We start from the raw sequence: 25,704 nt of genomic DNA, 5'->3' as shown, positions 1-25,704 counted from the left end.
CCGCGTTCCGGCGGACGCCCCCGCGTCAGGGCCGCCTTACCGGGCAGCTATAATCGCGGGACTGTTTTCCGGTATGCCTATGCAATCCACGTCTCCTACGTCCCCGCCTCCCGCGCCCGAGCCGAAGAAGCGGTCCTGGTGGCTGAAAGTCCTGATCGGCCTGGCCGCGATGTGCGTGGCCCTCGTCGTGGCCGGCGGTCTGGTGCTCGGCTACGCGCTCGTCGTTGCGTGGCCGAACATGCCGTCGCTCGACGCGCTGACCGACTATCGTCCGAAGGTACCGCTGCGGATCTACACGTCGGATCACGTGCTGATCGGCGAATTCGGCGAGGAACGCCGCGACATTGTCCATTTCAAGGACGTGCCCGACTCGCTCAAGAAAGCGATCCTCGCGATCGAGGACGCGCGCTTCTACGATCACGGCGGCGTCGACCTGACCGGCATCGCGCGCGCCGGCTTCGTCGCGCTGACGAACGGCCACGCGTCGCAGGGCGCGAGCACGATCACGATGCAGGTCGCGCGAAACTTCTTCCTGTCGAGCGAGAAGACCTACACGCGCAAGATCTACGAGATGCTGCTTGCTTACCGGATCGAGCGCGCGCTGACGAAGGATCAGATTCTCGAGGTCTACATGAATCAGATCTATCTCGGCCAGCGCGCGTACGGCTTCGCAAGCGCCGCGCGGGTCTATTTCGGGAAGGATCTGAAGGACATCACGCTCGCGGAAGCGGCGATGCTCGCGGGGCTGCCGAAGGCGCCGTCCGCATATAACCCGGTCGTCAATCCGAAGCGCGCGAAGGTACGCCAGGAATACATCCTGCAGCGGATGCTCGAGCTGAACTTCATCACGCGCGAGCAGTACGACGCAGCCGTCGCGCAGCCGCTCGTCGTCAAGGGCGCGGGCCGCGAGTTCAGCGTGCACGCCGAGTACGTCGCGGAAATGGTCCGGCAGATGATGTACGCGCAGTACCGCGAGGAAACCTACACGCGCGGCTTCAACGTCATCACGACGATCGACTCCGCCGACCAGCAGGTCGCGTACACCGCGCTGCGCAAGGGCATCATGGATTACGAGCGCCGCCACGGCTATCGCGGGCCGGAAGGCTTCATCGAGCTGCCGGCCGGCGCCGACGACCGCGAGCAGGCGATCGACGATGCGCTGCTCGAGCACCCCGACAATGGCGAACTGGTTGCGGCGGTCGTCACCGCCGCCACCCCGCGCCAGATCACCGTCGCCTTCATCGACGGCAGCAGCGCAACGATCGAAGGCGACAACCTGCGCTTCGCGTCGGGCGCGCTCTCGGCCAGCGCGCAGCCGAATCGGCGCATCCGTCCGGGCGCGATCGTCCGGGTCGTGAAGAACGATGCAGGCAAGTGGGCGATCACGCAGTTGCCGCAAGTCGAAGGCGCGTTCATCTCGATCGTCCCGCAGGACGGCGCGATCCGTTCGCTTGTCGGCGGCTTCGACTACAACAAGAACAAGTTCAACCACGTCACGCAGGCGTGGCGGCAACCGGGTTCGTCGTTCAAGCCGTTCATCTATTCGGCGTCGCTCGACAAGGGCCTCGGGCCAGCCACGGTGATCAACGACGGCCCGCTGTATTTCAGCGCCGCGGAAACCGGCGGCCAGCCGTGGGAGCCGAAGAACTACGGCGGCGGCTTCGAAGGCCCGATGTCGATGCGCACCGCGCTGCAGCGCTCGCGCAACCTCGTGTCGATCCGCATCCTGAACCACATCGGCACGAAGTACGCGCAGCAGTACATCACGCGCTTCGGCTTCGACGCCGAGCGTCATCCGGCCTACCTGCCGATGGCGCTCGGCGCGGGCCAGGTCACGCCGCTGCAGATGGCTGGCGCGTACTCGGTGTTCGCGAACGGCGGCTTCCGCGTGAATCCGTACCTGATCGCCGAAGTGACCGATCCGAATGGCGCGATCGTCGCCCGTGCGCAACCGCTCATCGCCGAGCAGAATGCGCCGCGCGCAATCGACGCGCGCAATGCGTACGTGATGAACAGCCTGCTGCAGAGCGTCGCGCAGCGCGGCACGGGCGCGCGCACCAACGTGCTGAAGCGCACCGACCTCGCGGGCAAGACCGGTACGACGAACGATTCGCACGACGCATGGTTCGCCGGCTACCAGCACACGCTCGCGGCGATCGCGTGGATCGGCTACGACAACCCGCGCAGCCTCGGCGATCGCGAAACCGGCGGCGGCCTGTCGCTGCCGGTCTGGATCGACTACATGGGCGCGGCGCTGAAGGGCGTGCCGGAGTTCAAGCCGACGATGCCGGACGACGTCCAGGCGCTCGGCAGCGAGCTGTACTTCACCGAGTTCACGCCGGGTCACGGCTTCGTGTCGACGGTCGGCGTGCCGCAGGCGCCGGCGGTGCAGAACACCGACGAACCCGTGCCGCACGTCGACGAGCAGGAGAAGCAGGACATCATGAACCTGTTCCGCGGCCACTGACACGAACGGCCCGAGCATGAAAAAAGCGCCCGCCAGGGCGCTTTTTTCTTGTGCTTCGATCGGGCGTATCGGGGTCCGGCGGGGCGTGCGCCCGACGTTACGCGCCGAACGTGATCGGCAGGCCGGCTTGCTGGGTCGCGTAGTCGGTGAGCGCCGAGAAGAACTCGGTGCCGGTGCGCGTATCGCGCCATTCGCCGTCCACGAAGCGGTAATGGAATCCGCCCGCCTTCGCGGCGATCCACAGCTCCTTCATCGGCGGCTGGAGATTGATGATGATCTTCGAGCCGTTCTCGAATGTCAGCGTCAGCACGCTACCGTTGCGCTCCAGATCGATGTCGTGATCGCCATCGTTCGCGGCATCCACGGTACGCTCGACGGCCGCCAGCACGGCCTCGGCACGGGCCAGGTATTCAGTATCGGACATGCTAAACTCTATCGGTTAAATTGTTCAGGGACGATCATGCGAGTCGTTTTCCGGATGAGCGCGATTGTAGCGGCTTTGGCGATACTTGCCGGCTGCGGCCAACGCGGCCCGCTCTATCTGCCCACCGTGCCGCCGTTGCCGGCAAAGCCCATCCAGCAGCAGGACACGCCGCCGTCGGACGTCACGCCGACCGATGAAAACGCGTCGTCCGAGAGCATTCCCGATTCTTCCGGCACACCGCTCACGCTGTCGCCGGAACTGTCGAGCGATGCGTCGAGGGCCGCGACGCCCGCATCCGGCCCGGCTATCGCGCAGTAATCGCACACCGCCGCTCACGCGGTTTCGGTCGCTACAAAGGCGATGACTTCCCGTCATCGCCTTTTGTTTTTTTCAGGCCCGCATCGTCATGCACGGATGCGTCGCCGACTCCATTCAAGCAGCCGCCAGCCGAGCAGCACCGCGACGATCGTCGCGTAGAGCTTCGGCTGCGCGAGATTGTGCTTGCCGGCCCTCATCCACCAGAAATGCAGCACGCCGAACAGCGCAATCGCATAGATTGCGCGATGCAGCGTCGCCCAGTGACGGCCGAGCCGGCGCACCATCGCGCGCGGCGACGTCGCGGCGAGCGGAATCAGCAGCACGAACGCGGCGAAGCCGACCGTGATGAACGGACGCTTGCCGACGTCCTTCAGGATCGCGAGCACGTCGAACCACTTGTCGAACCACAGATACGTCGTGAAATGCAGCGTCGCGTAAAAGAACGCGAACAGACCGATCATCCGGCGAAAGCGCAGCAACGCGGGAACGCCCGTCACGCGCCGAAGCGGCGTGACGGCGAGCGTGATGCAGAGCATCACCAGCGTCCAGAGGCCCGTCGAACGCGTGATGAACTCGATCGGGTTCGCGCCGAGCCGGTCGGTCAGCCCGAACAGCACCAGGCGCGCGAGCGGATAGAGGCCGGCCGCGAAAACCAGCACCTTGGCGGGGGCAAGCCAGCGCGACGAAGCGGTACGCGCCGCGCCGGACGCGGAAACACCGGCGGCAGCCGCGCGCATGCCGGACGCGCGCGTGGGCGTCAGCGTCGAAGGAGTGATGTCGTTTCTCACCGGCGCGCTCAAAAGTTCTTTTTCAGGTCCATGCCCTGATACATCGACGCGACGAGATCGCCGTAACCGTTGAACATCAGCGTCTTGCGCTTCGGCGTGAAGAAGCCGTCCTCCCCGATCCGTCGCTCGGTCGCCTGGCTCCACCGCGGGTGATCGACGTTCGGGTTCACGTTCGAATAGAAACCATATTCATTCGATGCATACGTGTTCCAGCTGGTCTTCGGCTGCTTGTCGACGAAGCGGATCTTCACAAGCGACTTCGCACTCTTGAAGCCGTACTTCCACGGCACGACGATCCGCACCGGCGCGCCGTTCTGGTTCGGCAGCACCTGGCCGTACACGCCCATCGTGAGCAGCGTCAGCGGGTTCATCGCCTCGTCCATCCGCAGTCCTTCCGAGTACGGCCAGTCGAGCACCGGCGTCGACAGTCCCGGCATCTGCGACGGATCGGCCAGCGTGATGAACTGCACGTATTTCGCGTTGCCGGTCGGCTGCACGCGCTTGATCAGCTCGGACAGCGGCACCCCGATCCACGGAATCACCATCGACCATCCTTCGACGCAACGCAGCCGGTACACGCGCTCCTCGAGCGGTGCGAGCTTCAGCAGTTCATCGAGATCGAATACCTTCGGGTGCAGCACCTCGCCTTCGACGCTTACGCGCCACGGGCGCGGCCGCAGCGTGCCCGCGTTCTGGGCCGGGTCGCTCTTGTCGGTGCCGAATTCGTAGAAGTTGTTGTAGGACGTGATGTCCTTGAACGGCGTCACCTTGTCGGCCGCGACGAACTTCGGGTTGGTTTTCGCCGCGAGCTTCGCGGCCCGCGCGTCCGGCGACGCATAGGCCGCGAACGCCGCGCCGCTGCCGCCGAGCAATCCGCCCGCCGCCGCCAGGCCGGCGGCCTGCAATACGCGCCGCCGGTTCTCGAACACCGCGCGCGGCGTAATCTGGCTCTGCGCGATATCACCGCCTGTCAGTACGGTGCGCAAAGAGTGTTTGATCCACATCGTGCTGCTCCTCCTGCATGCGCGGCGCGCACGCTTCATGAGCGTTCGACCCGCCCTGCCCGGCGCCGTTCGACGCCGGACCGTCCGCCCGTTACAAAAGAAAACCGCCGGGCACGCAGTGCGCCGGCGGTCTTTTGTCGGGCCAATGTCGGAAATCTTACAGCTTGCCGTAGCTGTGCAGCCCGGACAGGAACATGTTGACGCCGAGGAACGCGAACGTCGTCACCAGCAGGCCCGTGAGCGCCCACCATGCGGCGACCGCACCGCGCAGGCCCTTCATCAAGCGCATGTGCAGCCAGGCCGCGTAATTGAGCCACACGATCAGCGCCCAGGTTTCCTTCGGGTCCCAGCTCCAGTAGCCGCCCCATGCTTCGGCCGCCCACAGTGCGCCGAGGATCGTCGCGATCGTGAAGAACGCGAAGCCGACTGCGATCGACTTGTACATCACGTCGTCGAGCACCTCGAGCGTCGGCAGGCGATCGGCGAGCACGCCGCGCTCCTTCATCAGGTACGCGACCGACACCATCGCCGACAGCGCGAAGCTGCCGTAGCCGATGAAGTTCGCCGGCACGTGGATCTTCATCCACCAGCTCTGCAGCGCCGGCACGAGCGGCTGGATCTGTTGCGCGTCGCGCGCGACCGAATACCACATCAGGAAGCCGACGGCCGCGCTGATGACCAGCAGCACGAACGCGCCGAGCGAGCGCGTGCCGTAGTGGCCTTCGTAATACAGGTAGAGCAGCGCGGTAATCAGGCTGAACAGCACGAATACTTCATACAGATTCGACACCGGGATATGCCCGACGTCCGCACCGATCAGGTAGGACTCGTACCAGCGCACCATCAGGCCGGTGAAGCCCATCAGCACCGCGACCCACGTCAGTTTCTGGCCGATCGCGGAGCCCGACTCCGAGCGTGCGAGCAGGCCGATCCAGTAAAAGATCGTCGCGAGCACGAACAGCGCGCTCATCCACAGGATCGCGGACTGGCTCGACAGGAAGTACTTGAGGAAGAACGCCGAATCGGCGCGCGCGAGATCGCCCTGGTAGATCTGGATCGACAGCAGCGACAGCACCGCGATCGACGCCATCATCAGCCGCGCGGGCTTCCAGCGCCAGCCGAGTGCGACAAGCGCCGGCACCGTGCCGATCATCACCGCCTTGTCGTAGTAATTCATGTGTTCGTTGTAATGCACGAACGCATAGCCCGCGCCGACCACGAGTGCCAGAGCGAACAGCCAGTCGATGATCGACAGGCGCGCGAGGAACGGACGGTCGTCGAACAACGGCGCCGGATTCGGCGCCTGGACTGGCCCCGAGCGGGAAGAGGAGACTTGAGTGAGATCCATGATGTTACCGGGTGGAATTCTCGGAATCGGAACCGTCGCCTGCGGGCGGACGGGCAGTCGCTGCCGCACCGACCGGTGCGGCGTCGCGTGGCGTGGCGCGCAAGGCGGCGCCGGCCGCGTCGCGCGTCTGCACGAATTCTTTCTCGAAATCGAAGGTCTTGCGGGCCGTGGACATCGCCATCACCACATCGACGCCCGAACCGGCGTCCTTGAGCCAGAACCAGAGGCGCCGCTCGCGCACGTAGAACATCGAGAAGATGCCGGCGACCAACAGCAGGCTGCCAAGATACACCAGATTCTTGCCGGGCGCGCGCGTCAGCTGAAATACCGAAGCTTGCACCTGCTTGAAGGAGTCGAGCTGCAAATAAACCGGCGATCCGTACAAGAAGCTGTCGGATAGTGCATTGATCGCGTTCTGCACGAAGCGGATCGTGTCGGTGCCCTGTTGCGCTGCCGGCTCGCCGGCACGCTCGCGCGCGATCTGCCAGACTTCCCACATCGAACCCTCGAGCATGCGCAGCAGCAGGCTGGCCGCCTTTTCCTGCTCGGCCTTCGGCACCGAACGGTCGATGAACGTCGCCACCGCCTGGAAGCCGCCGACCGGCTGGCCATCGGCACCGCGGCCGATGCTGTCGTCGCTCGCCGCAAAAAGGGTCAACACCTTGAAAGCGCTGTCTTGCAGCCGGCCGCGCAACGAGGCTTCGGTCGTCGGCAGCGAACGCTGCGCGAAACGTGCAGCGGCGTCGGCGCGCACGGCCGGGTCCTCGAGCGCGGCGCGCAGGCGCATCCATTCGCCGATCGAATCCTGGCTGTCGGCCGGAATCCGCATGTAGCGGAACGGATCGTTCGGGCTCGCGCGCACGCCGGCGAGGAACACGCGCGTGCCGCCCATGTCGACGGGCAGCATGTAGTTGTTGAATTCGCGCGCCTGGCCGTCCTTGCCGCGAATCTTGTACTGCACCGACGGGCCGATGTTGTGGAGCTGCATCGGCTTCGACGTCTTCGCGCCGGAACCGAGCCGCTCGTCGAACGCTTCCTTGAGCGACTCCGTCTTCGCGACACCGCGCACGTCCGGCTTGCCGTTCGCGTCCGCCATGTTCTCGACGTTGATCGCGCGGAAGTCGGAGAATTCGATCGTGTCGCCGTCGCTGCCCGGCATCTGCAGCGGCGCCGTGCTTCCGATCGTGCCCTTCACCGCGAAGGTCTTCGCGTTGCCGCCCGTCATCGGGTAGGCGGTCATCTCCATCTGCGAGCCGCCGTCCTGGAAGCTCGACTGGTAGATCGACACGCCCTTGTACGTGAACGGCTTGTTGACCTCGACGCGCGCCGGGATTTTCTGGCCCGTCTCGCGATCGATCACGACGATGTCGCTCGCGAACAGCTTCGGCATCCCCGTCGTGTAGTAGTCGACGATGAACTTGTTGAGCTGGATCGAGAACGGCAGGTCCTGGATCAGCGAGCCGCTCGGCTGGTTCAGGATAGCGGTCGACACGAACTGGCCTTCCGGCACCCACGCGTAGCCGCGGAACGTCGGGTTCGACGCCGACAACCGATGGTCGGGCGAGATCTCGCTGATCGTCGCGCTCGTGTTGACCGGGCTCTTGCCGAACATCCACATCTGGAATTTGATCGGCAGGTTGCTGTCCAGCAGGCCGCCGATGCAGATCACGACGATCGCGAGGTGCGCGGAGATGTAGCCCCACTTCGTCAGCGCGCCGCGTTTCGCGGAGATCAGCGTCGCGCCGTCGGATTCACGCACGATGTGCTTGTAGCCGGCCTTGGTGACGAACGTGGCGAGCGTGGCGGCGACGCTCGCGCGCGTGCCCGACGCCGAGTACTCGGCCTTGTGGTGGAACGCGCGCAGGCTGCCTTCGCGGACCTTGTCCTTCCAGCTCTTCGCATCCGCGAGCATCTTCGGCGCGTTGCGGATCACGCACAGCGAAATCGACACGACGAGGAAGATCAGGATCAGCATGAACCACCACGCGCTGTACACGTTGTACAGGCCCAGCGAGCGGAAGATGTCCGCCCAGAACGGCCCGAACTGGTTCACGTAGTTCGGATACGGGTCGTCTTGCGTCAGAACCGTGCCGACGATGCTCGCGATCGACAGCACCACCAGCAGCGCGATCGCGAAGCGCATCGAGCTCAGCAGCTCGACCGCGCGCCTGGACGCACTTTGACCCGACTTCGACTGCAACCCCGACGTGGTAACGCTCATTCAAACTCCGACTGACAACAAAAAAGGGCAAGGCGGCCGCAATCACGCGGCGCCCCACCCTTTTCTTGTTCTGACTCCGGCCGCCCCTGTTCGGGCGCCCGGTCATTCCATTCGCGACCGTCCGGTCAACGCAGGCCCGCGATGTAATCCGCGACGGCCTTGATCTCGTTGTCCGACAGACGCGATGCGATCTGATGCATCGCCTCGTTGTTGTTGCGCGCGCCGACACCCTGCTGGAACGCGGTCAACTGGGCAACCGTGTAATCGGCCCACTGCCCCGACAGACGCGGGTACTGGACCGGAATCCCCTGCCCCGTCGGCCCGTGGCAGCTCGCGCAGGCGGGCACACCCTTTTCCGCGATGCCGCCGCGATAGATCTTCTGGCCGATCGGCACGGTCGCCGCATCGCGTGCGGTGCCGAGCTTCGTCGTCTGCGATCCGTAATACGCGGCGACGTTGCGCATGTCGTCCGCGCTCAACGCGCTCGCGAACCCGACCATCACCGGATTGGTCCGCGCCGGCCCCTTCGCGCCCGGCTGGGCCTTGAAGTCGTTCAACTGCTTGACCAGATATTCGGGATGCTGACCAGCGAGCTTCGGGAAACTGCCCGATGCGCTGTTGCCGTCGGCGCCGTGACACGACGCGCAGACTTGCCCGGCAATCGCCTTGCCGCGGTCCAGATCCGGCTTTGCCGCATCCGCCGCGTTTGCCTCCGCTACGAAACCTACGAACCCTGCTGCAACCTGAAGCACCATCAGAGACTTGCACAGTCGATTCATTCGCACACCCTGTTTCGTCTTGTGGGAATTTGAGGTTCTGCAAAAAACGACGTCGACCAGTCTACCGCAGAAGCTGCATAAAAGCGCGAGGCAGGCGCCCGCAGTCCTTCGGCAAAACCGGCGTATTGTACAATATCGCGCTGAAAGCTCCCGCGCCTATCGGGGCTACCCCGCCTCCACCAAGCGGCTCGCGCCGCCCCGTCCCTCCGGTTTCCCCCATGGCCTTTTTGCTCCATCAAGCCCGTTTCTACACGACCGTCAACCATCTGCGCGACCTCCCGCCGACGGTGCAGCCGGAAATCGCGTTCGCGGGCCGCTCGAATGCCGGCAAATCGACGGCGATCAACGTGCTGTGCAACCAGAAGCGGCTCGCCTTCGCGTCGAAGACTCCCGGCCGCACCCAGCACATCAACTACTTCTCCGTCGGCCCGGCCGCCGAGCCCGTCGCGAACCTCGTCGACCTGCCCGGCTACGGCTACGCCGAAGTGCCGGGGGCCGCGAAGGCCCACTGGGAAATGCTGCTGTCGTCCTATCTCGCGACGCGTTCGCAGCTGTGCGGGCTGATCCTGATGATGGATTCGCGCCGCCCGCTGACCGACCTCGATCGCCGAATGATCGAGTGGTTCGCGCCAACCGGCAAGCCGATCCACACGCTGCTGACGAAGTGCGACAAATTGACGCGCCAGGAAAGCATCAACGCGCTGCGTAACACGCAGAAGGGGCTCGATGCGTATCGCGACCAGGGCGTGAAGGGCAAGCTGACGGTCCAGCTGTTCTCGGCGCTGAAACGCACGGGGCTCGACGAGGCTCATGAACTGATCGAGAGCTGGGTGCGGCCGTCCGTCGCCGACGAAAAAGGCGAGCCTGTAGCACAATAAGCGGGCAACGCGCGGCCGGGATCGGCCGGGCGCACCTGGCGGCACCTGCGGATTCGGCCGGCTCATAAAAAAACCCGCCGTTGAACGGCGGGTCAAACAGCCTAATCGAATAACGACAGGCACCCGCTCAGGGAGGAGAAGCGGGGAGTTGCACGCGACGCGTGCCGCTCGATCGCTATCATATACCAACGATCTCGAAAATGACCTAAGGGTTCCGTAAGGTCCTTCTTGCCCTGATTTCTGCCAAATCGCCATGAGCTTCCATCCGCTTCATCGTCCGCGCCGGATGCGCCGCGACGACTTCTCCCGCCGACTGATGCGCGAAAACCGCCTGACCACCGACGACCTGATCTACCCGGTGTTCGTCGTCGAAGGCACCAACGAACGCCAGGCCGTGCCGTCGATGCCCGGCGTCGAGCGCGTGTCGGTCGATCTGCTGATGCATGTCGCCGAGCAGTGCGTCGAACTCGGCGTGCCTGTGCTGTCGCTGTTCCCGGCCATCGAGCCGTCGCTGAAGACGCCCGACGGCCGCGAAGCGGCCAACCCGGAAGGCCTGATCCCGCGCGCGGTGCGGGAGCTGAAGAAGCGTTTCCCGGAACTCGGCGTGCTGACCGACGTGGCGCTCGATCCGTATACGAGCCACGGCCAGGATGGCGTGCTCGACGAAAACGGCTACGTGATCAATGACGAGACGATCGAGATCCTGGTCGACCAGGCGCGCGCGCAGGCGGAAGCCGGCGTCGACATCGTCGCGCCGTCGGACATGATGGACGGCCGCATCGGCGCGGTCCGCGAGATGCTGGAAAGCGACGGCCATATCCATACGCGCATCATGGCCTATTCGGCCAAGTTCGCGTCGGCGTTCTACGGCCCGTTCCGCGATGCGGTCGGCTCGGCCTCCAATCTGGGCAAGGGCAACAAGATGACCTACCAGATGGATCCGGCGAACAGCGACGAAGCGTTGCGTGAAGTGCGCCTCGACATCGACGAAGGCGCCGACATGGTGATGGTCAAGCCCGGCATGCCGTATCTCGACATCGTGCGTCGCGTGAAGGACGAGTTCCGCTTCCCGACCTACGTGTACCAGGTGAGTGGCGAATACGCGATGCTCAAGGCCGCCGCGATGAACGGCTGGCTCGACCACGACAAGGTCGTGCTCGAATCGCTGCTCGCGTTCAAGCGCGCAGGCGCCGACGGCGTCCTCACGTACTTCGCGCTCGATGCCGCCCGTCTGCTGAAAGCGCAGCGCTGAGCCGCACGACGGCGAGTATCAACAAAAACGGCGGGACACTTCATCGGTGTCCCGCCGTTTTCTATTTGCCGACCGGCCGGCGCGGCGCAGCCAGCGCCCATGTGCGCGAATGCGCGCGCCTTACACCGTCGGCACCGCCGCGCGATCGAGGCTGCGCAGGAACGTCTCGGCTGCCTGATAGCCGACCACGCGGCCGATTTCGTTGCCGTTGCGATCGAAGAAGATGATGCCCGGCGGCCCGAACAGGTTGAAGCGCTTGAGGAGCGCCTGGTCGTCCGGATTGTTCGCGGTGACATCCGCGCGCACCAGGTGAAGCTGCGCGAGCCGCGCCTGCACGCGCGAATCGGTGAACGTCAGATGCTCCATTTCCTTGCAGCTCACGCACCAGTCTGCGTAGAAGTCGAGCATCACCGGCCGGCCCGACGTCTTCAGCAGCGCGTCGAGTTCGCCACTGGAGCGCACCGACGCGAAAGCGGGGCCCGCCTGTCCGGGAGCCGCGCCCGCTGCCGACGCATCGCCCGACGCAACCGTGCGCGCCGCGAGTACGGCCAGCGGCTTCACGGGGTCGTTGGAGCCTGCCGCAAGACCGACGAGCAGCGTCGCTGCCCAGATCGCGAGCGCCGCACCCAGGCCGCGACCGAGACGGCGCCAGATCGACGCGGCGCCTGCATGCGGCGTGAACAGGCCGAGCGCCGCAGCCGCGACGAGCAGCCACAACGCGACGAGCACCATCTTGAGCCCGCCCGCGAGCACCGGCCACACGATCCACAACGCGGCCGCGAGCAGCACGATGCCGAAAAACACCTTCACGCCATCCATCCATGCGCCCGCGCGCGGCAGCACCGTGCCGGCACCGATGCCGACGACGAGCAGCGGCACGCCGAGCCCCAGCCCCATCGCGAAAAGCGCTGCGCCGCCGAGCCACGCATTGCCGGTGTGCGCGATGAACGCGAGCACAGCGAACAGCGGCGCCGTCATGCATGCGCCGACAACCAGCGCCGACAACGCACCCATCGCAGCGACCGCGACGAAGTGACCGCCCTGCCGCGCGCGCGAGGCTTCTGCCGCGCCGTTCTGCCAGCGCTCGGGCAATGCGATGTCCTTGCCGGAAATCAGCGACACTGCGAATGCCGTGAGCAGCACGCCGAACGCGCCGAGCACCCACGGGTTCTGCAACCAGGCGCCAAGGCTCTGGCCGACCAGCGCCGCCGCGATGCCCAGCACCGTATAGACGAGCGCCATGCCGACCACGTATGTCAGCGACAGCGCAAAGCCGCGCGCATGCGTCGCCCGCGTACCTTGGCCGATGATGATCGCGGACACGATCGGAATCATCGGATACGAACAGGGCAGGAGACTCAGCACGACGCCCGCGACGAAATACAGCGCGACGATCGTAAAGAAGCCGTGCCCTTCGAGCAGCGACCGCGCGAAATCCGCGCTCGTGACCTTGTCGAACCAGTTGTCCGAGGCCGATCCGCCGTTGGCCGGCGCAGCCGCGCCCAGCGCCGCGCCGTCGACCTTCACGACGTGTTCCGCGGGCGGATAGCAGATCCCTTCGTCGGCGCATCCCTGCGACGTCACCGCGAGCTCGAACGGCCCCGCCGCATGCTTGACCGGCACGTGAATCACGACCTCGTCGCGATAGGTCTCGACCTCCTTCTGGAACGTCTGGTCGAACTTGACGTGACCGGCCGGAAACTGAGGATCGCCGAGCGTCGCCTGCCCGCTCTTCACCGCGAACGCGAACCGCTCGCGGTACAGGTAATAGCCATTGGCGACCTTGAAGCGGACGTCCACCTGCCCCGGCGCTTCGCTCGCGCTGAACTTGAATGCGACCGACGGATCGAGAAAATCGTCGGCCGCGCGCGCGGCCGACAGGCCGCCCAGCATGAACATGAACGACAACAGGACTGCGAGGACCCGCAGCGCGCGCACGCGCACGGAAAGCGCCATACCGTTAAACATGAAATAGACGTTGAGTTTCGCTGGTCACCCACTGGCCGTACGCGGCCGAAGCCGTCGCCTGCCACGAGACGACTTCCGGCGTCTCGTATGGATGATGCGCGAGGATAAATCGCTCCAGTTCGAGCGAGCGCACGGGGCTCGTCTTGAACAGCAACTGGATCTCGTCGGCCGTCTCGACCTTGCCCTGCCAGTGGTAGCGCGACTTGACCGCACCGAGTTCCGACACGCACGCGGCAAGCCGCGCATCGAGCGCGCCATCGGAGAGCGCCGTGGCCGTCGCCGCGTCCGGCACCGTCGTGAGCATCAATACCACCACCATACGCGCCCTCCTGGCTGGCTTTTACCGGCTTCCGCCGCCACGAATCGCCCATCGAAAGCCCGCGCCGGCAGTTCCGTATCGTAGCGCAGCCCGCGCGACACTGCCCGCCCCCGGTTGCGACAATCGATCGCAGCCCGAAGCGTGACGAAAAACAAAAAGGGCCAAGCAATTGCTCGGCCCTTTTCAGATACTGCTGCGTACTGGAAGCTTACTCGGCTTCTTGCACGTTTTCCGTTTCGTCGACTTCCGGACGATCGAGCAGTTCGACCAGTGCCATCGGTGCGTTGTCGCCGACGCGGAAGCCGAACTTCAGCACGCGCAGGTAGCCGCCCGGACGGTTCGCGAAACGCGGACCGAGCACGTCGAACAGCTTAGCCACCGAGTCACGATCGCGCAGGCGGTTGAACGCCAGGCGACGGTTTGCCAGCGACGGCTTCTTGCCGAGCGTGATCAGCGGCTCGACGACTTTACGGAGTTCCTTCGCCTTCGGCAGCGTCGTCTTGATGACTTCGTGCTCGATCAGCGAGTTGGACATGTTACGGAGCATAGCCAGACGGTGGCTGCTCGTGCGGTTCAGTTTCCGCAGACCATGACGATGGCGCATTTCAGTTTCCTTGATTCAAAGTTTTGATCCAGCTCTTCTATCGCACCGCTGGGGTGCACGGGCCGGTAACGAAAAAAGCAAGATGCGGATTTTAAAGGAAAATCCGCATCTTTGCCAACTACAGCAACACTTGGGCTTACTTGTCGAGACCAGCCGGCGGCCAGTTTTCGAGCTTCATGCCCAGCGTGAGACCGCGCGAAGCGAGCACTTCCTTGATCTCGTTGAGCGACTTGCGACCGAGGTTCGGCGTCTTCAGCAGCTCGTTTTCCGTGCGCTGGATCAGGTCGCCGATGTAGTAGATGTTCTCGGCCTTCAGGCAGTTCGCCGAACGAACCGTCAGCTCGAGATCGTCCACCGGACGCAGCAGGATCGGATCGATCTGCGGTGCGCGCGACGGTGCCTCTGCAGCCGTTTCCGTGCCTTCCAGTGCCGCGAACACAGACAGCTGGTCGACCAGGATGCGGGCCGATTGACGGATCGCCTCTTCCGGGGTGATCACGCCGCTCGTCTCGATGTTCATCACGAGCTTGTCGAGGTCGGTACGCTGCTCGACACGTGCGCTTTCAACTGCGTAGCTCACGCGGCGAACCGGCGAGAACGATGCGTCGAGAACGATGCGGCCGATGATCTTGGCCGTGTCTTCGCCATAGCGACGGACGTTGCCGGGCACGTAGCCACGACCCTTTTCGATCTTGATCTGAACGTCGAGCTTGCCGCCCTTCGACAGGTGTGCGATCACGTGATTCGGGTTGATGACTTCGCAATCGTGAGCCAGCTCGATATCGCCGGCCGTGACGACGCCTTCGCCTTCCTTGCGCAGGGTCACCGTCACTTCGTCACGGTTGTGCAGCTTGAACACCACACCCTTCAGGTTCAGCAGCAGGTTGACGACGTCTTCTTGCACGCCATCGAGCGTCGAATACTCGTGCACCACGCCGGCGATCGTGACTTCGGTCGGCGCGTAGCCAACCATCGACGACAGCAGCACGCGGCGAAGCGCATTGCCCAAGGTGTGGCCGTAACCGCGTTCGAACGGTTCCATGACCACCCTCGCGTGGTTCTCGCCCAGCGATTCCACGGCGATGATCTTGGGTTTCAGCAAACTGGTTTGCATGGGCTTTCCTTTTCAATACCCTCGGCTCGTTACACCGATAAGGCTGACCGGTAACAACCAGAAAATAAACAGCCGAGGCCCCTCCTTGCATGACGCAATCGGGGTACCTCGGCCGTCAATCGGATTAACGCGAATACAATTCGACGATCAGGCTTTCGTTGATGTCGCCTGCGATGTCAGCGCGTTCCGGCATTTGCTTGAACGTGCCTTCGAACTTCTTCGCATCGACTGCAACCCAGCTCGGCATGCCGCCTTGCTCGGCCAGCGACAGCGCTTCGACGATACGCGCCTGCTTCTTCGCCTTTTCGCGGATCGCGACGACGTCACCCGCCTTCACTTGCTGCGACGGCACGTTCGCGACGACGCCGTTCACGGTGATCGACTTGTGGCTCACCAGCTGACGCGCTTCAGCGCGGGTCGAGCCGAAGCCCATGCGGTACACGACGTTGTCGAGACGCGACTCGAGCAGTTGCAGCAGGTTTTCACCCGTGTTGCCCTTGCGGCGGTCGGCTTCAGCGAAGTAGCGGCGGAACTGACGCTCCAGGACGCCGTAAATACGCTTGACCTTCTGCTTTTCGCGCAGCTGCGTACCATAGTCGGACGTACGTGCGCCCGAAGTACGGCCGTGCTGACCCGGCTTGCTGTCGAGCTTGCACTTGTCGGCGAGCGAGCGGCGCGCGCTCTTCAGGAACAGGTCGGTGCCTTCACGGCGGGACAGCTTGGCCTTAGGGCCGATATAACGTGCCACTTTGCATTCCTTTATCAATCAGTCACGCGGATCGAAATCCGCGCTAGTTCGCGCCCTTTGGGGCGAACGGTGGGCTTAGTCAATCAAAAAAGCAACGCCCGTCGACGCTACGCGGCGACAGGCAAATGCGCCAGCACGAACGTGCCAGCACATTCTTAGATACGACGGCGCTTCGGCGGACGGCAGCCGTTGTGCGGAATCGGGGTGACGTCCGAAATCGCGGTGATCTTGATGCCGAGGCCATGCAGTGCGCGCACTGCCGACTCACGACCCGGGCCCGGGCCCTTGATCCGCACTTCCAGATTCTTCACGCCGTATTCCATCGCCACGCGACCGGCCGACTCAGCAGCAACCTGAGCAGCGAACGGCGTCGACTTGCGCGAGCCCTTGAAGCCCTGGCCGCCCGACGTCGCCCATGCCAGTGCATTGCCCTGGCGATCGGTGATCGTGATGATCGTGTTGTTGAACGACGCGTGAACGTGAACCACGCCTTCAGCGACGTTCTTCTTAACCTTCTTGCGAACGCGTTGCGCCGCGGTGTTCGAAGCCTTAGCCATTACGTTTTCCTGTAACTGTCAGTTCCGCTTACTTCTTCAGCGCTTGCGCTGCACGACGCGGACCCTTGCGGGTACGTGCGTTCGTACGCGTACGCTGACCGCGCATCGGCAGGCCCTTGCGATGACGAACACCACGGTAGCAACCGAGGTCCATCAGGCGCTTGATGTTCATCGTCACTTCACGGCGCAGATCGCCTTCGACGATGAATTTGCCCACTTCTTCACGCAGCTTTTCGAGGTCTGCGTCGGTCAGATCCTTGACCTTCTTCGAGAATTCCACGCCAGCTGCCGTGCAGATGCTGCGCGAGCGCGTGCGGCCGATACCGAAGATTGCCGTCAGGCCGATCTCGGTATGCTGGTGATTCGGGATGTTAACCCCTGCGATACGAGCCATTGTTTTTCCTCAAACAAAAAGCGCAAACAAACGCGCGGTCAGCCTTGGCGCTGCTTGTGGCGCGGATCCGAGCTGCAGATCACGCGAACGACGCCTTTGCGCTTGATGATCTTGCAATTGCGGCAAATGCGCTTAACCGATGCCATCACTTTCATGATAATACCCTTTTTTCAAATCACTTCGCCCGGAACACGATCCGCGCACGAGACAGATCGTAAGGCGTCAATTCAACCGTCACCTTGTCGCCCGGCAGGATGCGGATGTAGTGCATCCGCATCTTCCCGGAGATATGCCCCAACACGACATGGCCGTTTTCCAGCTTCACACGGAAGGTCGCATTCGGGAGGTTTTCGATCACCTCACCCTGCATCTGGATTACATCGTCTTTGGCCATAGTCCTTAATTAACGCATTGGGATGTTGCCGCCCTTGAAGTTTGCCTTCTTGAGCAGCGACTCATACTGTTGCGACATAACGTACGACTGCACCTGCGCCATGAAGTCCATCGTGACGACGACAATGATCAGCAGCGACGTTCCACCAAAATAAAACGGCACGTTCCAGCGCAGCACCAGGAATTCCGGCAACAGACACACGAAGACGATGTAGATCGCACCGGCCAGCGTCAGACGCGTGAGGATGCGGTCGATATATCGCGCGGTCTGATCGCCCGGACGAATGCCCGGAACAAACGCACCGCTCTTCTTCAGGTTGTCCGCGGTTTCCCTGCTGTTGAACACCAGTGCGGTGTAGAAGAAGCAGAAAAACACGATTGCCAGCGTGTACAGCAGCACATAGACCGGCTGACCCGGCTTCAGCGCCTCCGCGACGTTATGCAACGTGTTGGAGATCCAGCTTCCCGACGGCTGACCCGTGCTGAACCAGCCGAGAATCGTGGCCGGGAACAGGATGATCGACGACGCGAAGATCGGCGGAATCACGCCCGACATGTTCAGCTTCAGCGGCAAGTGCGACGACTGGCCACCGTAGATCTTGTTGCCGACCTGGCGCTTCGCGTAGTTCACGAGGATCTTGCGCTGACCGCGTTCGATGAACACGACCAGGTAAGTCACCGCGGCAATCAGAACGACGATGATGATCGCCGAAATGATGCTCATCGAACCCGTACGCACCAGCTCGAACAGCCCACCGACGGCATTCGGGAACCCTGCTGCGATCCCGCCGAAGATGATGATCGAGATGCCGTTGCCCAGACCACGCTCGGTGATCTGCTCACCCAGCCACATCAGGAACATCGTGCCGGTAACCAGCGTCACGACCGTCGTCAGCCGGAACAGCATGCCGGGGTCGATCACGAGGCCGGGCTGGTTTTCCAGCGCAGCCGCGATACCGAACGCCTGGAAGGTCGCGAGCACCACGGTGAAATACCGCGTGTACTGCGTGATCTTCCGTTGCCCTGCCTGCCCTTCCTTCTTCAGCGCCTCGAGCTGCGGCGAGACGATCGCCAGCAACTGCATGATGATCGACGCCGAGATGTACGGCATGATCCCCAGCGCAAAGATCGTGAAGCGGGAAAGCGCGCCACCCGAGAACATGTTGAACATGCCCAGGATGCCGCCCGCCTGACTCTGGAACAGCTTCGCCAGTTGATCCGGATCGATGCCCGGCACGGGGATGTGCGCGCCGATGCGATAGACGATCAGCGCCAGGAGCAGGAACATCGCTCGCCGGCGCAGATCGCCGAATTTCGCCGTGCTTCGACCGGGTTTTGCAAGACTCGGGCTGTTAGCCAAGTACCTTCTCCGATGAATGCAAGTAACGACGCGCTACGCGTGTCACTCGGCGAACGAACCGCCAGCCGCTTCGATCGCAGCGCGCGCACCCTTGGTGGCGCCCAGACCCTTCACGACGATCTTGCGCTTCAGTTCGCCCGTCGCGATGATCTTCGCGCTCTTCGTCAGCTCGCCGACCAGGCCGGCTTGCTTCAGTGCGAGCAGATCGATTTCATCGACCGGCAGCTTCTCGAGGTCGCCCAGGCGCACTTCACCGACGAATTCCTTCGTCAGCGACGTGAAGCCGCGCTTCGGCAGACGACGTTGCAGCGGCATCTGACCGCCTTCGAAACCGACTTTGTGGAAGCCGCCCGAACGCGATTTCTGACCCTTGTGACCACGGCCAGCCGTCTTGCCGAGGCCCGAACCGATGCCGCGGCCGACGCGACGCTTGGCATGCTTTGCACCAGCGGCCGGCTTCAGGTTATTCAATTCCATATCAACTCCTTGATCCGTAGGGCCGCTTACGCGATGACCTTAACGAGGTACGAGACCTTGTTGATCATGCCGCGGACCGCCGGCGTATCCTGCAGCTCGCTAACCGAGTTGAGTCGGCGCAGGCCCAGGCCACGCACGGTCGCACGGTGCGATTCGCGGGTCCCGATCAGGCTCTTGACGAGCTGAACCTTGACAGTTTTTTCAGACATGGTGACCACCCGGGCTTAGCCCAAAATATCTTCGACGGACTTGCCGCGCTTCGCCGCGATGTCTGCCGGGGTCGACTGCTTGCGCAGACCGTCCAGCGTGGCGCGAACGAGGTTGTACGGGTTCGTCGAACCGTGGCTCTTTGCCACGACGTTCTGAACGCCCATCACGTCGAACACTGCGCGCATCGGGCCGCCGGCGATCACGCCCGTACCCGCCTTCGCCGGAGCGAGGAGGACAGCGGATGCGCCATGCTTGCCGTGCACTTCGTGCTGCAGCGTGCCGTTCTTGAGCGGCACCTTGAACATGTTGCGGCGAGCTTGTTCCATTGCCTTCTGGACAGCGACCGGCACTTCCTTCGCCTTGCCCTTGCCCATACCGATGCGGCCATCGCCGTCGCCAACCACGGTCAGTGCGGCGAAGCCGAGAATACGGCCCCCCTTCACGACCTTGGTCACGCGGTTGACCGAAATCATCTTTTCGCGAAGGCCGTCGTCGCGCTCGTCAGCCTGAACTTTCGCTTGCATCTTTGCCATGACGAATTCCTTCCTTAGAACTTGAGCCCAGCTTCGCGAGCTGCCTCAGCCAGCGCCTTGACGCGGCCATGGTAGCGGAAGCCCGAGCGGTCGAAGGCGACGGATTCGATGCCGGCAGCCTTTGCCTTCTCGGCAATACGCTTGCCGATCAGCGTCGCGGCATTAACGTTGCCGCCCTTGCCCGACTTGTCGGCCAGTTCAGCGCGCACTTCTGCTTCGAGCGTCGACGCGCTGGCGAGCACCTTGGTGCCGCACGGCGAGAACACTTGAGCGTAGATGTGCGTGTTCGTGCGATGCACGGCGAGACGCGCGACCTGCAGCTCAGCGATCTTGATACGCGTCTGGCGAGCGCGGCGCAGGCGAGATTGAGTCTTATCCATGATTGCGCACCCTTACTTCTTCTTCGTTTCTTTGAGGATCACAACCTCGTCGGAATAGCGCACGCCCTTGCCCTTGTACGGCTCCGGCGGACGGTAACCGCGGACTTCCGCAGCCACTTGACCGACTTGTTGCTTGTTGATCCCCTTGATCACGATTTCGGTTTGCGTCGGGGTTTCAGCCTTGACGCCTTCCGGCATCTGGTGCACCACCGGGTGCGAGAAACCCAGCGACAGGTTCAGCTTGTCGCCTTGCGCTTGCGCACGATAACCGACGCCAACCAGCGTCAGCTTGCGCTCGAAACCCTTGGTCACGCCGTGCACGGCATTCGCGATGATCGCGCGCATCGTGCCCGACAGTGCGTTTGCTTCGCGGCTTTCGTCGACCGGCGACAGATTCAGCGTGCCGTCGTTGTTCGCCACGTTCACGAGCGGATTGATCGCTTGCGTGATGGTGCCCAGCGGGCCCTTGACGGTGATCGCACCGTCGGCCAGCTTGACTTCCGCGCCTTGCAGCGCGATCGGGCTCTTACCTACTCGAGACATGTTTCTCTCTCCTCGGCTTTAAGCGACGTAGCAGATGACTTCGCCGCCGACGCCGGTAGCGCGCGCCTTGCGGTCGGTCATCACGCCCTTCGGCGTCGACACGATTGCCACGCCCAGGCCGTTCATGACCTGCGGAATGTCGTTACGGCCGCGGTACACGCGCAGACCAGGCTTCGACACGCGCTCGAGGCGTTCGATGACCGGGCGACCTGCGTAGTACTTCAGCGCGATATTCAGTTCGGACTTCGCACCTTCCGCCTTGACGGCGAAATCGTCGATATAACCTTCGTCCTTGAGGACTTGCGCGATTGCAACCTTGACCTTCGACGAGGGCATCGCGACCGATACCTTCTCGACCATCTGCGCGTTGCGGATGCGAGTCAGCATATCGGCGATAGGATCACTCATGCTCATTTACGTTTCTCCTATTACCAGCTCGCCTTGGTCAGGCCAGGAATCTCGCCACGGAATGCGATTTCACGAATCTTGTTACGCGCGAGGCCGAATTTACGGAACGTGCCACGCGGACGGCCCGTGATCGCGCAGCGGTTACGCTGGCGGGTCGGGTTTGCGTTGCGGGGCAGTTGCTGCAGCTCAAGGCGTGCTTCGTAGCGCTCTTCTTCCGACTTGCTTTGGTCTTCGACGATCGCCTTCAGCGCTTCGCGCTTTGCTGCGAACTTCGCGACCAGGCGGGCGCGCTTCTTTTCACGTTCGATCAGTGCCAGTTTAGCCACGGTAACCTCAGTTTCTGAACGGGAACTTGAAGCTGGCGAGCAGAGCCTTTGCTTCGTCGTCGGTCTTCGCAGTCGTCGTGATGCTGATGTTCAGCCCACGCAGTGCGTCGATCTTGTCGTAGTCGATTTCGGGGAAAATGATCTGCTCTTTCACACCGATGTTGTAGTTGCCGCGGCCATCGAAAGCACGGCCCGACACACCGCGGAAGTCACGCACGCGGGGCAGGGCAACGGTCACGAAACGGTCGAGGAATTCGTACATCGCACGGCCACGCAGCGTCACCATCGCGCCGATCGGGTAGCCCTGGCGGATCTTGAAGCCTGCGATTGCCTTGCGCGCCTTCGTGACGACCGGCTTCTGACCAGCGATCTTCGTGAGGTCGCCAACGGCGTTCTCGATGATCTTCTTGTCAGCGATCGCTTCGCCAAGACCCATGTTCAGCGTGATCTTGGTGATGCGCGGCACTTCCATGACCGACTTGTAACCGAACTTCTCGATCAGGCCGGGCACAACCTTTTCTTTGTAAAACTCTTGAAAACGAGCCATTTTTTACTCCGCTGCGTCAGGCGCTCAGTACGGCACCGGTCGTCTTCAGGAAGCGAACCTTCTTGCCTTCCTCGACCTTGATGCCAACACGCGACGCCTTGCCATTCGCGTCGACCAGTGCGACGTTCGAAATATGCAGGGGCATCGTCTTCGCTTCCACGCCGCCCGTCGTACCCTTCATCGGGTTCGGCTTCACATGCTTCTTGACGAGGTTGATACCTTCAACCGTCACATGTTCTGCACCGACAGCCAGCACGACGCCGCGCTTGCCCTTGTCCTTGCCAGTGACGACGATAACTTCGTCACCTTTGCGAATCTTGTTCATCGCGACTCCTTACAGCACTTCCGGCGCCAGCGAAACGATCTTCATGAATCGTTCGCTACGCAGCTCACGCGTCACCGGCCCGAAGATACGGGTGCCGATCGGCTCAAGCTTGTTATTCAAAAGCACAGCGGCGTTGCCGTCGAACTTGATCAGCGAGCCGTCTTGACGGCGAACACCCTTGGCGGTGCGGACCACCACGGCGTTGTAGATTTCGCCTTTCTTCACGCGCCCGCGCGGCGTTGCTTCTTTGACGGTCACCTTGATGATGTCGCCAATGCCGGCATAACGACGCTTCGAGCCGCCGAGCACCTTGATGCACATGACTTCACGCGCACCCGTGTTGTCGGCTACTTCGAGCCGAGATTCGGTCTGGATCATGGTTTGTCTTTCCCAACTTAATCCGGATGCACCACCATGATGCATTCGGTCAGTCTTGGTCCCGTCAGCCAATCGGCTGCTTGGGTTGGAACAGCAGCGACGGCAAACGAAACCCGCCATCGCAATTCGGTGAATCTTTCGGACAGGCTGGCGCCAGTCCGCTTCCCCCACCAACTTCGCCCGCGACGGGGCTCCCATAAAGAGGGAAGACCGGGATTATAACAAATAATCCCGGTCACGCAAGCAAAAACTTTGCGATTTCAAGCACTTCGTGGTGAAGCGCCTGTTACTGCCTACTGCTCTGCCCGCTTAGATGACGCGAGCTGCTTCGACGAGGCGCGACACCGTCCAGGCCTTCGTCTTCGAAACAGGACGGGTTTCCTGGATTTCGACGAGATCGCCTTCGTTGCAGGTGTTCGCTTCATCATGCGCGTGGTACTTCTTCGAGCGCACGACATACTTGCCGTAGATCGGGTGCTTGACGCGGTGCTCGATCAGCACGGTGACGGTCTTGTCCATCTTGTTGCTGACGACCCGACCGACCAGCGTCCGCTTCAGCGAGGTTTTCACGCTATCGTTCATTTCTGGTTCGCCTTCTGAGTCATGACGGTCCGCACACGTGCGATGTCGCGACGAACCTTCTTCAGCTGGCTCGTGTTCGTGAGCTGCTGGGTCGCGAGTTGCATGCGCAGGCCGAATTGCGCCTTCAGCAGGTCCGCCAGCTCCTTGTTGAGCGCGGCCTGGTCTTTCTGGAGAAGTTCGGAAGCCTTCATGTTTTCTCCTTAGGCGCCGAGCTGGCGCACGATGAACGTCGTCTTCAGCGGCAGCTTCGCTGCAGCCAGACGGAACGCTTCGCGTGCCAGTTCTTCGGTTACGCCGTCCATTTCATAGAGCATCTTGCCCGGCTGGATTTCGGCGACGTAGTACTCCGGGTTACCCTTACCGTTACCCATACGCACTTCTGCCGGCTTTTGCGAAATCGGCTTGTCCGGGAAGATCCGGATCCAGATGCGGCCGCCACGCTTGATGTGACGCGTCATTGCACGACGCGCCGCTTCAATTTGACGTGCGGTCAAACGACCGCGACCGATCGCCTTCAGGCCGAATTCACCGAACGACACGGCGTTGCCGCGCGTCGCCTTGCCGGTGTTACGACCCTTCTGCTCTTTGCGATACTTCCTGCGTTTCGGTTGCAGCATCGTTATTCTCCAGTCTTGCCGTCTTCCGGCTTGCCGGCGCCACGGCGCGGTGCGCCACGACGAGCACCCGGAGCGCCGCCTTCGCCGTCACGGCGCGGACGACGGTCGCCCGGACGCGCATTGCGACGCGGACGCTTGTCTTCGGCTACTTCTTCGACCACCGGCGCGTCATTGCGGCCGAGCGTGTCGCCCTTGTACACCCACACCTTGACACCGATGATCCCGTAGGTCGTCTTCGCTTCCGAGGTTGCGTAGTCGATGTCGGCACGCAGCGTGTGAAGGGGCACGCGACCTTCGCGATACCACTCCGTACGTGCGATTTCGATACCGTTCAGACGGCCCGCGCTCATGATCTTGATGCCTTGGGCACCCAGACGCATCGCGTTCTGCATCGCACGCTTCATCGCGCGGCGGAACATGATCCGGCGCTCGAGCTGTTGCGTGATCGAGTCAGCGATCAGTTGCGCATCGGTTTCCGGCTTGCGGATTTCTTCGATGTTGACGTGAACCGGCACGCCCATGCGGCGTTGCAGCTCCGTCTTCAGCTGTTCGATATCCTCGCCCTTCTTGCCGATGACGACGCCCGGACGCGAGCTGTAAATCGTGATGCGCGCGTTCTTTGCCGGACGCTCGATGACGACCCGACCGACCGAAGCGTTCTTCAGCTTCTTCTTCAGGTATTCACGAACACCGATGTCTTCCTGCAGCATCGCCGCGAAATTGTTGTTGTTCGCGTACCAACGCGAAGCCCAATTGCGGCTGACAGCCAGGCGGAAGCCAGTCGGATGAATTTTCTGTCCCATCGTATGGCTCCTTAATTCCCGACCGTCACAGTGATGTGACAGGATTGCTTCTCGATGCGGTTACCGCGGCCCTTGGCGCGCGCGGTAAAACGCTTGAGCGATGCAGCCTTGTCGACGTAGATGCTCTTGATCTTGAGCTCGTCGATATCAGCGCCTTCGTTGTGCTCCGCATTCGCGATTGCCGACAGCACAACCTTCTTCACGATGCCAGCCGCCTTCTTCGGCGAGAACGTCAGAACGTTCAGCGCCTTGTCGACCGGCAAACCGCGGATCTGGTCAGCCACAAGGCGCGTTTTTTGCGCCGAGATGCGGGCACCGCGATGAATTGCTTTCACTTCCATCTTGATTGCCCCTTATTTCTTGGCCTTCTTGTCGGCCGCGTGACCCTTGAACGTACGGGTCAGTGCGAACTCGCCAAGCTTGTGGCCGACCATGTTTTCCGAGATGTACACCGGAACGTGTTGACGGCCGTTGTGAACAGCGATCGTCAGGCCGATGAAATCCGGCAGAATCGTCGAGCGACGCGACCAGGTCTTGATCGGCTTTTTGTCGCGCGAAGCTGCAGCCGCCTCAACTTTCTTCAGCAAATGGGCGTCGCAGAACGGACCTTTTTTTACAGAACGTGCCATTGCCTACTCC

Annotated in this window: 36 protein-coding genes; 4 read left to right on the top strand and 32 right to left on the bottom strand. The window is 62.7% G+C overall.

Annotation, left to right across the window (positions count from 1 at the left end):
* Positions 1-79: 79 nt before the first annotated feature.
* Complete coding sequence (locus tag WI26_RS01555) at positions 80-2,467, top strand: penicillin-binding protein 1A (RefSeq protein ID WP_081334206.1); 2,388 nt, start codon at positions 80-82, stop codon at positions 2,465-2,467.
* A 97-nt stretch (positions 2,468-2,564) separates the two neighbouring features.
* Here WI26_RS01555 and cyaY read toward each other — a convergent pair whose 3' ends face one another.
* On the bottom strand, positions 2,565-2,891 hold the full coding sequence (gene cyaY / locus WI26_RS01550) for an iron donor protein CyaY (protein ID WP_059467835.1): 327 nt from the start codon (positions 2,889-2,891) through the stop codon (positions 2,565-2,567).
* A gap of 36 nt (positions 2,892-2,927) precedes the next feature.
* Between cyaY and lptM the strand changes: the two genes are divergently transcribed.
* Positions 2,928-3,209: an LPS translocon maturation chaperone LptM gene (gene lptM / locus WI26_RS01545; protein ID WP_059467834.1), complete on the top strand. Its 282-nt coding sequence runs from the start codon at positions 2,928-2,930 to the stop codon at positions 3,207-3,209.
* 86 nt (positions 3,210-3,295) lie between these two features.
* On the opposite strand, the gene msrQ is transcribed toward lptM, so the two are convergent.
* The 5 genes from msrQ to WI26_RS01520 form a co-directional block, all read right to left on the bottom strand.
* Positions 3,296-3,985: a protein-methionine-sulfoxide reductase heme-binding subunit MsrQ gene (gene msrQ, locus WI26_RS01540; protein ID WP_069226328.1), complete on the bottom strand. Its 690-nt coding sequence runs from the start codon at positions 3,983-3,985 to the stop codon at positions 3,296-3,298.
* A 20-nt stretch (positions 3,986-4,005) separates the two neighbouring features.
* Complete coding sequence (gene msrP / locus WI26_RS01535; RefSeq protein ID WP_069225043.1) at positions 4,006-5,001, bottom strand: protein-methionine-sulfoxide reductase catalytic subunit MsrP; 996 nt, start codon at positions 4,999-5,001, stop codon at positions 4,006-4,008.
* 157 nt (positions 5,002-5,158) lie between these two features.
* Positions 5,159-6,349, bottom strand: coding sequence for a c-type cytochrome biogenesis protein CcsB (gene ccsB, locus WI26_RS01530; protein WP_059593687.1), 1,191 nt, complete (start codon positions 6,347-6,349; stop codon positions 5,159-5,161).
* A 4-nt stretch (positions 6,350-6,353) separates the two neighbouring features.
* On the bottom strand, positions 6,354-8,570 hold the full coding sequence (locus WI26_RS01525; RefSeq protein ID WP_069225042.1) for a cytochrome c biogenesis protein ResB: 2,217 nt from the start codon (positions 8,568-8,570) through the stop codon (positions 6,354-6,356).
* A gap of 125 nt (positions 8,571-8,695) precedes the next feature.
* The gene (locus WI26_RS01520) at positions 8,696-9,349 is read right to left on the bottom strand and encodes a c-type cytochrome (protein ID WP_059468469.1); all 654 of its coding nucleotides are present in this window, start codon (positions 9,347-9,349) and stop codon (positions 8,696-8,698) included.
* 218 nt (positions 9,350-9,567) lie between these two features.
* Here WI26_RS01520 and yihA point away from each other — a divergent pair, with 218 nt between their 5' ends.
* Positions 9,568-10,227, top strand: coding sequence for a ribosome biogenesis GTP-binding protein YihA/YsxC (yihA, locus tag WI26_RS01515; protein ID WP_059468470.1), 660 nt, complete (start codon positions 9,568-9,570; stop codon positions 10,225-10,227).
* 253 nt (positions 10,228-10,480) lie between these two features.
* Positions 10,481-11,479 carry a porphobilinogen synthase gene (hemB, locus tag WI26_RS01510; RefSeq protein ID WP_059468471.1) on the top strand — a complete coding sequence of 333 codons (999 nt, stop codon included), beginning with the start codon at positions 10,481-10,483 and terminating at the stop codon, positions 11,477-11,479.
* A gap of 120 nt (positions 11,480-11,599) precedes the next feature.
* On the opposite strand, the gene dsbD is transcribed toward hemB, so the two are convergent.
* From dsbD to rpsS, 26 genes are all read right to left on the bottom strand, one after another.
* A complete protein-coding gene (gene dsbD, locus WI26_RS01505) occupies positions 11,600-13,447 on the bottom strand; it encodes a protein-disulfide reductase DsbD (RefSeq protein WP_069225041.1) in 1,848 nt (615 codons plus the stop codon).
* Complete coding sequence (gene cutA / locus WI26_RS01500; protein ID WP_069225040.1) at positions 13,440-13,766, bottom strand: divalent-cation tolerance protein CutA; 327 nt, start codon at positions 13,764-13,766, stop codon at positions 13,440-13,442. Before cutA ends, dsbD begins: the two co-directional genes overlap by 8 nt.
* A gap of 208 nt (positions 13,767-13,974) precedes the next feature.
* Positions 13,975-14,370 carry a 50S ribosomal protein L17 gene (rplQ, locus tag WI26_RS01495; protein ID WP_006477175.1) on the bottom strand — a complete coding sequence of 132 codons (396 nt, stop codon included), beginning with the start codon at positions 14,368-14,370 and terminating at the stop codon, positions 13,975-13,977.
* Between the two features lie 136 nt (positions 14,371-14,506).
* Complete coding sequence (locus WI26_RS01490) at positions 14,507-15,484, bottom strand: DNA-directed RNA polymerase subunit alpha (protein ID WP_006477176.1); 978 nt, start codon at positions 15,482-15,484, stop codon at positions 14,507-14,509.
* Between the two features lie 124 nt (positions 15,485-15,608).
* Positions 15,609-16,232 carry a 30S ribosomal protein S4 gene (gene rpsD, locus WI26_RS01485; protein WP_012362893.1) on the bottom strand — a complete coding sequence of 208 codons (624 nt, stop codon included), beginning with the start codon at positions 16,230-16,232 and terminating at the stop codon, positions 15,609-15,611.
* Between the two features lie 155 nt (positions 16,233-16,387).
* Positions 16,388-16,789: a 30S ribosomal protein S11 gene (gene rpsK, locus WI26_RS01480; RefSeq protein ID WP_004197937.1), complete on the bottom strand. Its 402-nt coding sequence runs from the start codon at positions 16,787-16,789 to the stop codon at positions 16,388-16,390.
* Positions 16,790-16,817: 28 nt separating this feature from the next.
* Entirely contained in the window at positions 16,818-17,183 is a 366-nt protein-coding gene (gene rpsM / locus WI26_RS01475; RefSeq protein WP_039323572.1) for a 30S ribosomal protein S13, read from the bottom strand.
* A gap of 38 nt (positions 17,184-17,221) precedes the next feature.
* Complete coding sequence (rpmJ, locus tag WI26_RS01470; protein WP_004199844.1) at positions 17,222-17,338, bottom strand: 50S ribosomal protein L36; 117 nt, start codon at positions 17,336-17,338, stop codon at positions 17,222-17,224.
* 20 nt (positions 17,339-17,358) lie between these two features.
* The gene (gene infA / locus WI26_RS01465; RefSeq protein ID WP_004521905.1) at positions 17,359-17,577 is read right to left on the bottom strand and encodes a translation initiation factor IF-1; all 219 of its coding nucleotides are present in this window, start codon (positions 17,575-17,577) and stop codon (positions 17,359-17,361) included.
* 9 nt (positions 17,578-17,586) lie between these two features.
* Positions 17,587-18,936: a preprotein translocase subunit SecY gene (gene secY, locus WI26_RS01460; protein ID WP_006400642.1), complete on the bottom strand. Its 1,350-nt coding sequence runs from the start codon at positions 18,934-18,936 to the stop codon at positions 17,587-17,589.
* A 42-nt stretch (positions 18,937-18,978) separates the two neighbouring features.
* Positions 18,979-19,413 carry a 50S ribosomal protein L15 gene (rplO, locus tag WI26_RS01455; RefSeq protein WP_006482880.1) on the bottom strand — a complete coding sequence of 145 codons (435 nt, stop codon included), beginning with the start codon at positions 19,411-19,413 and terminating at the stop codon, positions 18,979-18,981.
* 26 nt (positions 19,414-19,439) lie between these two features.
* The gene (rpmD, locus tag WI26_RS01450; RefSeq protein ID WP_006400644.1) at positions 19,440-19,622 is read right to left on the bottom strand and encodes a 50S ribosomal protein L30; all 183 of its coding nucleotides are present in this window, start codon (positions 19,620-19,622) and stop codon (positions 19,440-19,442) included.
* A gap of 15 nt (positions 19,623-19,637) precedes the next feature.
* Positions 19,638-20,156, bottom strand: coding sequence for a 30S ribosomal protein S5 (rpsE, locus tag WI26_RS01445; RefSeq protein ID WP_006752931.1), 519 nt, complete (start codon positions 20,154-20,156; stop codon positions 19,638-19,640).
* Positions 20,157-20,170: 14 nt separating this feature from the next.
* Entirely contained in the window at positions 20,171-20,536 is a 366-nt protein-coding gene (gene rplR, locus WI26_RS01440) for a 50S ribosomal protein L18 (RefSeq protein WP_006477183.1), read from the bottom strand.
* A gap of 12 nt (positions 20,537-20,548) precedes the next feature.
* The gene (gene rplF, locus WI26_RS01435; RefSeq protein WP_006758786.1) at positions 20,549-21,079 is read right to left on the bottom strand and encodes a 50S ribosomal protein L6; all 531 of its coding nucleotides are present in this window, start codon (positions 21,077-21,079) and stop codon (positions 20,549-20,551) included.
* A gap of 18 nt (positions 21,080-21,097) precedes the next feature.
* On the bottom strand, positions 21,098-21,493 hold the full coding sequence (gene rpsH, locus WI26_RS01430) for a 30S ribosomal protein S8 (protein WP_006477185.1): 396 nt from the start codon (positions 21,491-21,493) through the stop codon (positions 21,098-21,100).
* Between the two features lie 14 nt (positions 21,494-21,507).
* On the bottom strand, positions 21,508-21,813 hold the full coding sequence (rpsN, locus tag WI26_RS01425; RefSeq protein ID WP_006482884.1) for a 30S ribosomal protein S14: 306 nt from the start codon (positions 21,811-21,813) through the stop codon (positions 21,508-21,510).
* A gap of 7 nt (positions 21,814-21,820) precedes the next feature.
* On the bottom strand, positions 21,821-22,360 hold the full coding sequence (rplE, locus tag WI26_RS01420; protein ID WP_006482882.1) for a 50S ribosomal protein L5: 540 nt from the start codon (positions 22,358-22,360) through the stop codon (positions 21,821-21,823).
* Positions 22,361-22,376: 16 nt separating this feature from the next.
* Positions 22,377-22,685: a 50S ribosomal protein L24 gene (gene rplX, locus WI26_RS01415; protein ID WP_006477187.1), complete on the bottom strand. Its 309-nt coding sequence runs from the start codon at positions 22,683-22,685 to the stop codon at positions 22,377-22,379.
* A 9-nt stretch (positions 22,686-22,694) separates the two neighbouring features.
* Positions 22,695-23,063, bottom strand: a complete 369-nt coding sequence (rplN, locus tag WI26_RS01410) for a 50S ribosomal protein L14 (RefSeq protein WP_006752929.1) — start codon at positions 23,061-23,063, stop codon at positions 22,695-22,697.
* A 309-nt stretch (positions 23,064-23,372) separates the two neighbouring features.
* On the bottom strand, positions 23,373-23,645 hold the full coding sequence (gene rpsQ, locus WI26_RS01405; RefSeq protein WP_006752928.1) for a 30S ribosomal protein S17: 273 nt from the start codon (positions 23,643-23,645) through the stop codon (positions 23,373-23,375).
* The gene (gene rpmC, locus WI26_RS01400; RefSeq protein WP_006400652.1) at positions 23,642-23,836 is read right to left on the bottom strand and encodes a 50S ribosomal protein L29; all 195 of its coding nucleotides are present in this window, start codon (positions 23,834-23,836) and stop codon (positions 23,642-23,644) included. Before rpmC ends, rpsQ begins: the two co-directional genes overlap by 4 nt.
* A 9-nt stretch (positions 23,837-23,845) precedes the next feature.
* Positions 23,846-24,262, bottom strand: a complete 417-nt coding sequence (rplP, locus tag WI26_RS01395; RefSeq protein WP_059468475.1) for a 50S ribosomal protein L16 — start codon at positions 24,260-24,262, stop codon at positions 23,846-23,848.
* A gap of 2 nt (positions 24,263-24,264) precedes the next feature.
* Positions 24,265-25,065, bottom strand: coding sequence for a 30S ribosomal protein S3 (gene rpsC / locus WI26_RS01390; RefSeq protein WP_006482899.1), 801 nt, complete (start codon positions 25,063-25,065; stop codon positions 24,265-24,267).
* An 11-nt stretch (positions 25,066-25,076) separates the two neighbouring features.
* Positions 25,077-25,406: a 50S ribosomal protein L22 gene (gene rplV, locus WI26_RS01385; RefSeq protein ID WP_004199272.1), complete on the bottom strand. Its 330-nt coding sequence runs from the start codon at positions 25,404-25,406 to the stop codon at positions 25,077-25,079.
* Positions 25,407-25,418: 12 nt separating this feature from the next.
* Positions 25,419-25,694, bottom strand: coding sequence for a 30S ribosomal protein S19 (rpsS, locus tag WI26_RS01380; RefSeq protein WP_004199273.1), 276 nt, complete (start codon positions 25,692-25,694; stop codon positions 25,419-25,421).
* Positions 25,695-25,704 lie beyond the last annotated feature (10 nt).

The sequence above is a fragment of the Burkholderia diffusa genome (assembly GCF_001718315.1).
GTDB lineage: Bacteria > Pseudomonadota > Gammaproteobacteria > Burkholderiales > Burkholderiaceae > Burkholderia > Burkholderia diffusa_B.
Note: the sequence above shows the minus strand (reverse complement) of the source record. Positions and strands in the feature narration are given on the sequence as shown.

Coding starts and splice junctions, on each gene's coding strand:
- WI26_RS01555 (WP_081334206.1), top strand. CDS start 80: ATGCAATCCACGTCTCCTACGTCCCCGCCTCCCGCGCCCGAGCCGAAG.
- cyaY (WP_059467835.1), bottom strand. CDS start 2,891: ATGTCCGATACTGAATACCTGGCCCGTGCCGAGGCCGTGCTGGCGGCC.
- lptM (WP_059467834.1), top strand. CDS start 2,928: ATGCGAGTCGTTTTCCGGATGAGCGCGATTGTAGCGGCTTTGGCGATA.
- msrP (WP_069225043.1), bottom strand. CDS start 5,001: ATGTGGATCAAACACTCTTTGCGCACCGTACTGACAGGCGGTGATATC.
- ccsB (WP_059593687.1), bottom strand. CDS start 6,349: ATGGATCTCACTCAAGTCTCCTCTTCCCGCTCGGGGCCAGTCCAGGCG.
- WI26_RS01525 (WP_069225042.1), bottom strand. CDS start 8,570: ATGAGCGTTACCACGTCGGGGTTGCAGTCGAAGTCGGGTCAAAGTGCG.
- WI26_RS01520 (WP_059468469.1), bottom strand. CDS start 9,349: ATGAATCGACTGTGCAAGTCTCTGATGGTGCTTCAGGTTGCAGCAGGG.
- yihA (WP_059468470.1), top strand. CDS start 9,568: ATGGCCTTTTTGCTCCATCAAGCCCGTTTCTACACGACCGTCAACCAT.
- hemB (WP_059468471.1), top strand. CDS start 10,481: ATGAGCTTCCATCCGCTTCATCGTCCGCGCCGGATGCGCCGCGACGAC.
- dsbD (WP_069225041.1), bottom strand. CDS start 13,447: ATGTTTAACGGTATGGCGCTTTCCGTGCGCGTGCGCGCGCTGCGGGTC.
- cutA (WP_069225040.1), bottom strand. CDS start 13,766: ATGGTGGTGGTATTGATGCTCACGACGGTGCCGGACGCGGCGACGGCC.
- rplQ (WP_006477175.1), bottom strand. CDS start 14,370: ATGCGCCATCGTCATGGTCTGCGGAAACTGAACCGCACGAGCAGCCAC.
- WI26_RS01490 (WP_006477176.1), bottom strand. CDS start 15,484: ATGCAAACCAGTTTGCTGAAACCCAAGATCATCGCCGTGGAATCGCTG.
- rpsK (WP_004197937.1), bottom strand. CDS start 16,789: ATGGCTAAGGCTTCGAACACCGCGGCGCAACGCGTTCGCAAGAAGGTT.
- rpsM (WP_039323572.1), bottom strand. CDS start 17,183: ATGGCTCGTATCGCAGGGGTTAACATCCCGAATCACCAGCATACCGAG.
- rpmJ (WP_004199844.1), bottom strand. CDS start 17,338: ATGAAAGTGATGGCATCGGTTAAGCGCATTTGCCGCAATTGCAAGATC.
- infA (WP_004521905.1), bottom strand. CDS start 17,577: ATGGCCAAAGACGATGTAATCCAGATGCAGGGTGAGGTGATCGAAAAC.
- rplO (WP_006482880.1), bottom strand. CDS start 19,413: ATGGAATTGAATAACCTGAAGCCGGCCGCTGGTGCAAAGCATGCCAAG.
- rpmD (WP_006400644.1), bottom strand. CDS start 19,622: ATGTCTGAAAAAACTGTCAAGGTTCAGCTCGTCAAGAGCCTGATCGGG.
- rpsE (WP_006752931.1), bottom strand. CDS start 20,156: ATGGCAAAGATGCAAGCGAAAGTTCAGGCTGACGAGCGCGACGACGGC.
- rplR (WP_006477183.1), bottom strand. CDS start 20,536: ATGGATAAGACTCAATCTCGCCTGCGCCGCGCTCGCCAGACGCGTATC.
- rplF (WP_006758786.1), bottom strand. CDS start 21,079: ATGTCTCGAGTAGGTAAGAGCCCGATCGCGCTGCAAGGCGCGGAAGTC.
- rpsH (WP_006477185.1), bottom strand. CDS start 21,493: ATGAGCATGAGTGATCCTATCGCCGATATGCTGACTCGCATCCGCAAC.
- rplE (WP_006482882.1), bottom strand. CDS start 22,360: ATGGCTCGTTTTCAAGAGTTTTACAAAGAAAAGGTTGTGCCCGGCCTG.
- rplX (WP_006477187.1), bottom strand. CDS start 22,685: ATGAACAAGATTCGCAAAGGTGACGAAGTTATCGTCGTCACTGGCAAG.
- rplN (WP_006752929.1), bottom strand. CDS start 23,063: ATGATCCAGACCGAATCTCGGCTCGAAGTAGCCGACAACACGGGTGCG.
- rpsQ (WP_006752928.1), bottom strand. CDS start 23,645: ATGAACGATAGCGTGAAAACCTCGCTGAAGCGGACGCTGGTCGGTCGG.
- rpmC (WP_006400652.1), bottom strand. CDS start 23,836: ATGAAGGCTTCCGAACTTCTCCAGAAAGACCAGGCCGCGCTCAACAAG.
- rplP (WP_059468475.1), bottom strand. CDS start 24,262: ATGCTGCAACCGAAACGCAGGAAGTATCGCAAAGAGCAGAAGGGTCGT.
- rpsC (WP_006482899.1), bottom strand. CDS start 25,065: ATGGGACAGAAAATTCATCCGACTGGCTTCCGCCTGGCTGTCAGCCGC.
- rplV (WP_004199272.1), bottom strand. CDS start 25,406: ATGGAAGTGAAAGCAATTCATCGCGGTGCCCGCATCTCGGCGCAAAAA.
- rpsS (WP_004199273.1), bottom strand. CDS start 25,694: ATGGCACGTTCTGTAAAAAAAGGTCCGTTCTGCGACGCCCATTTGCTG.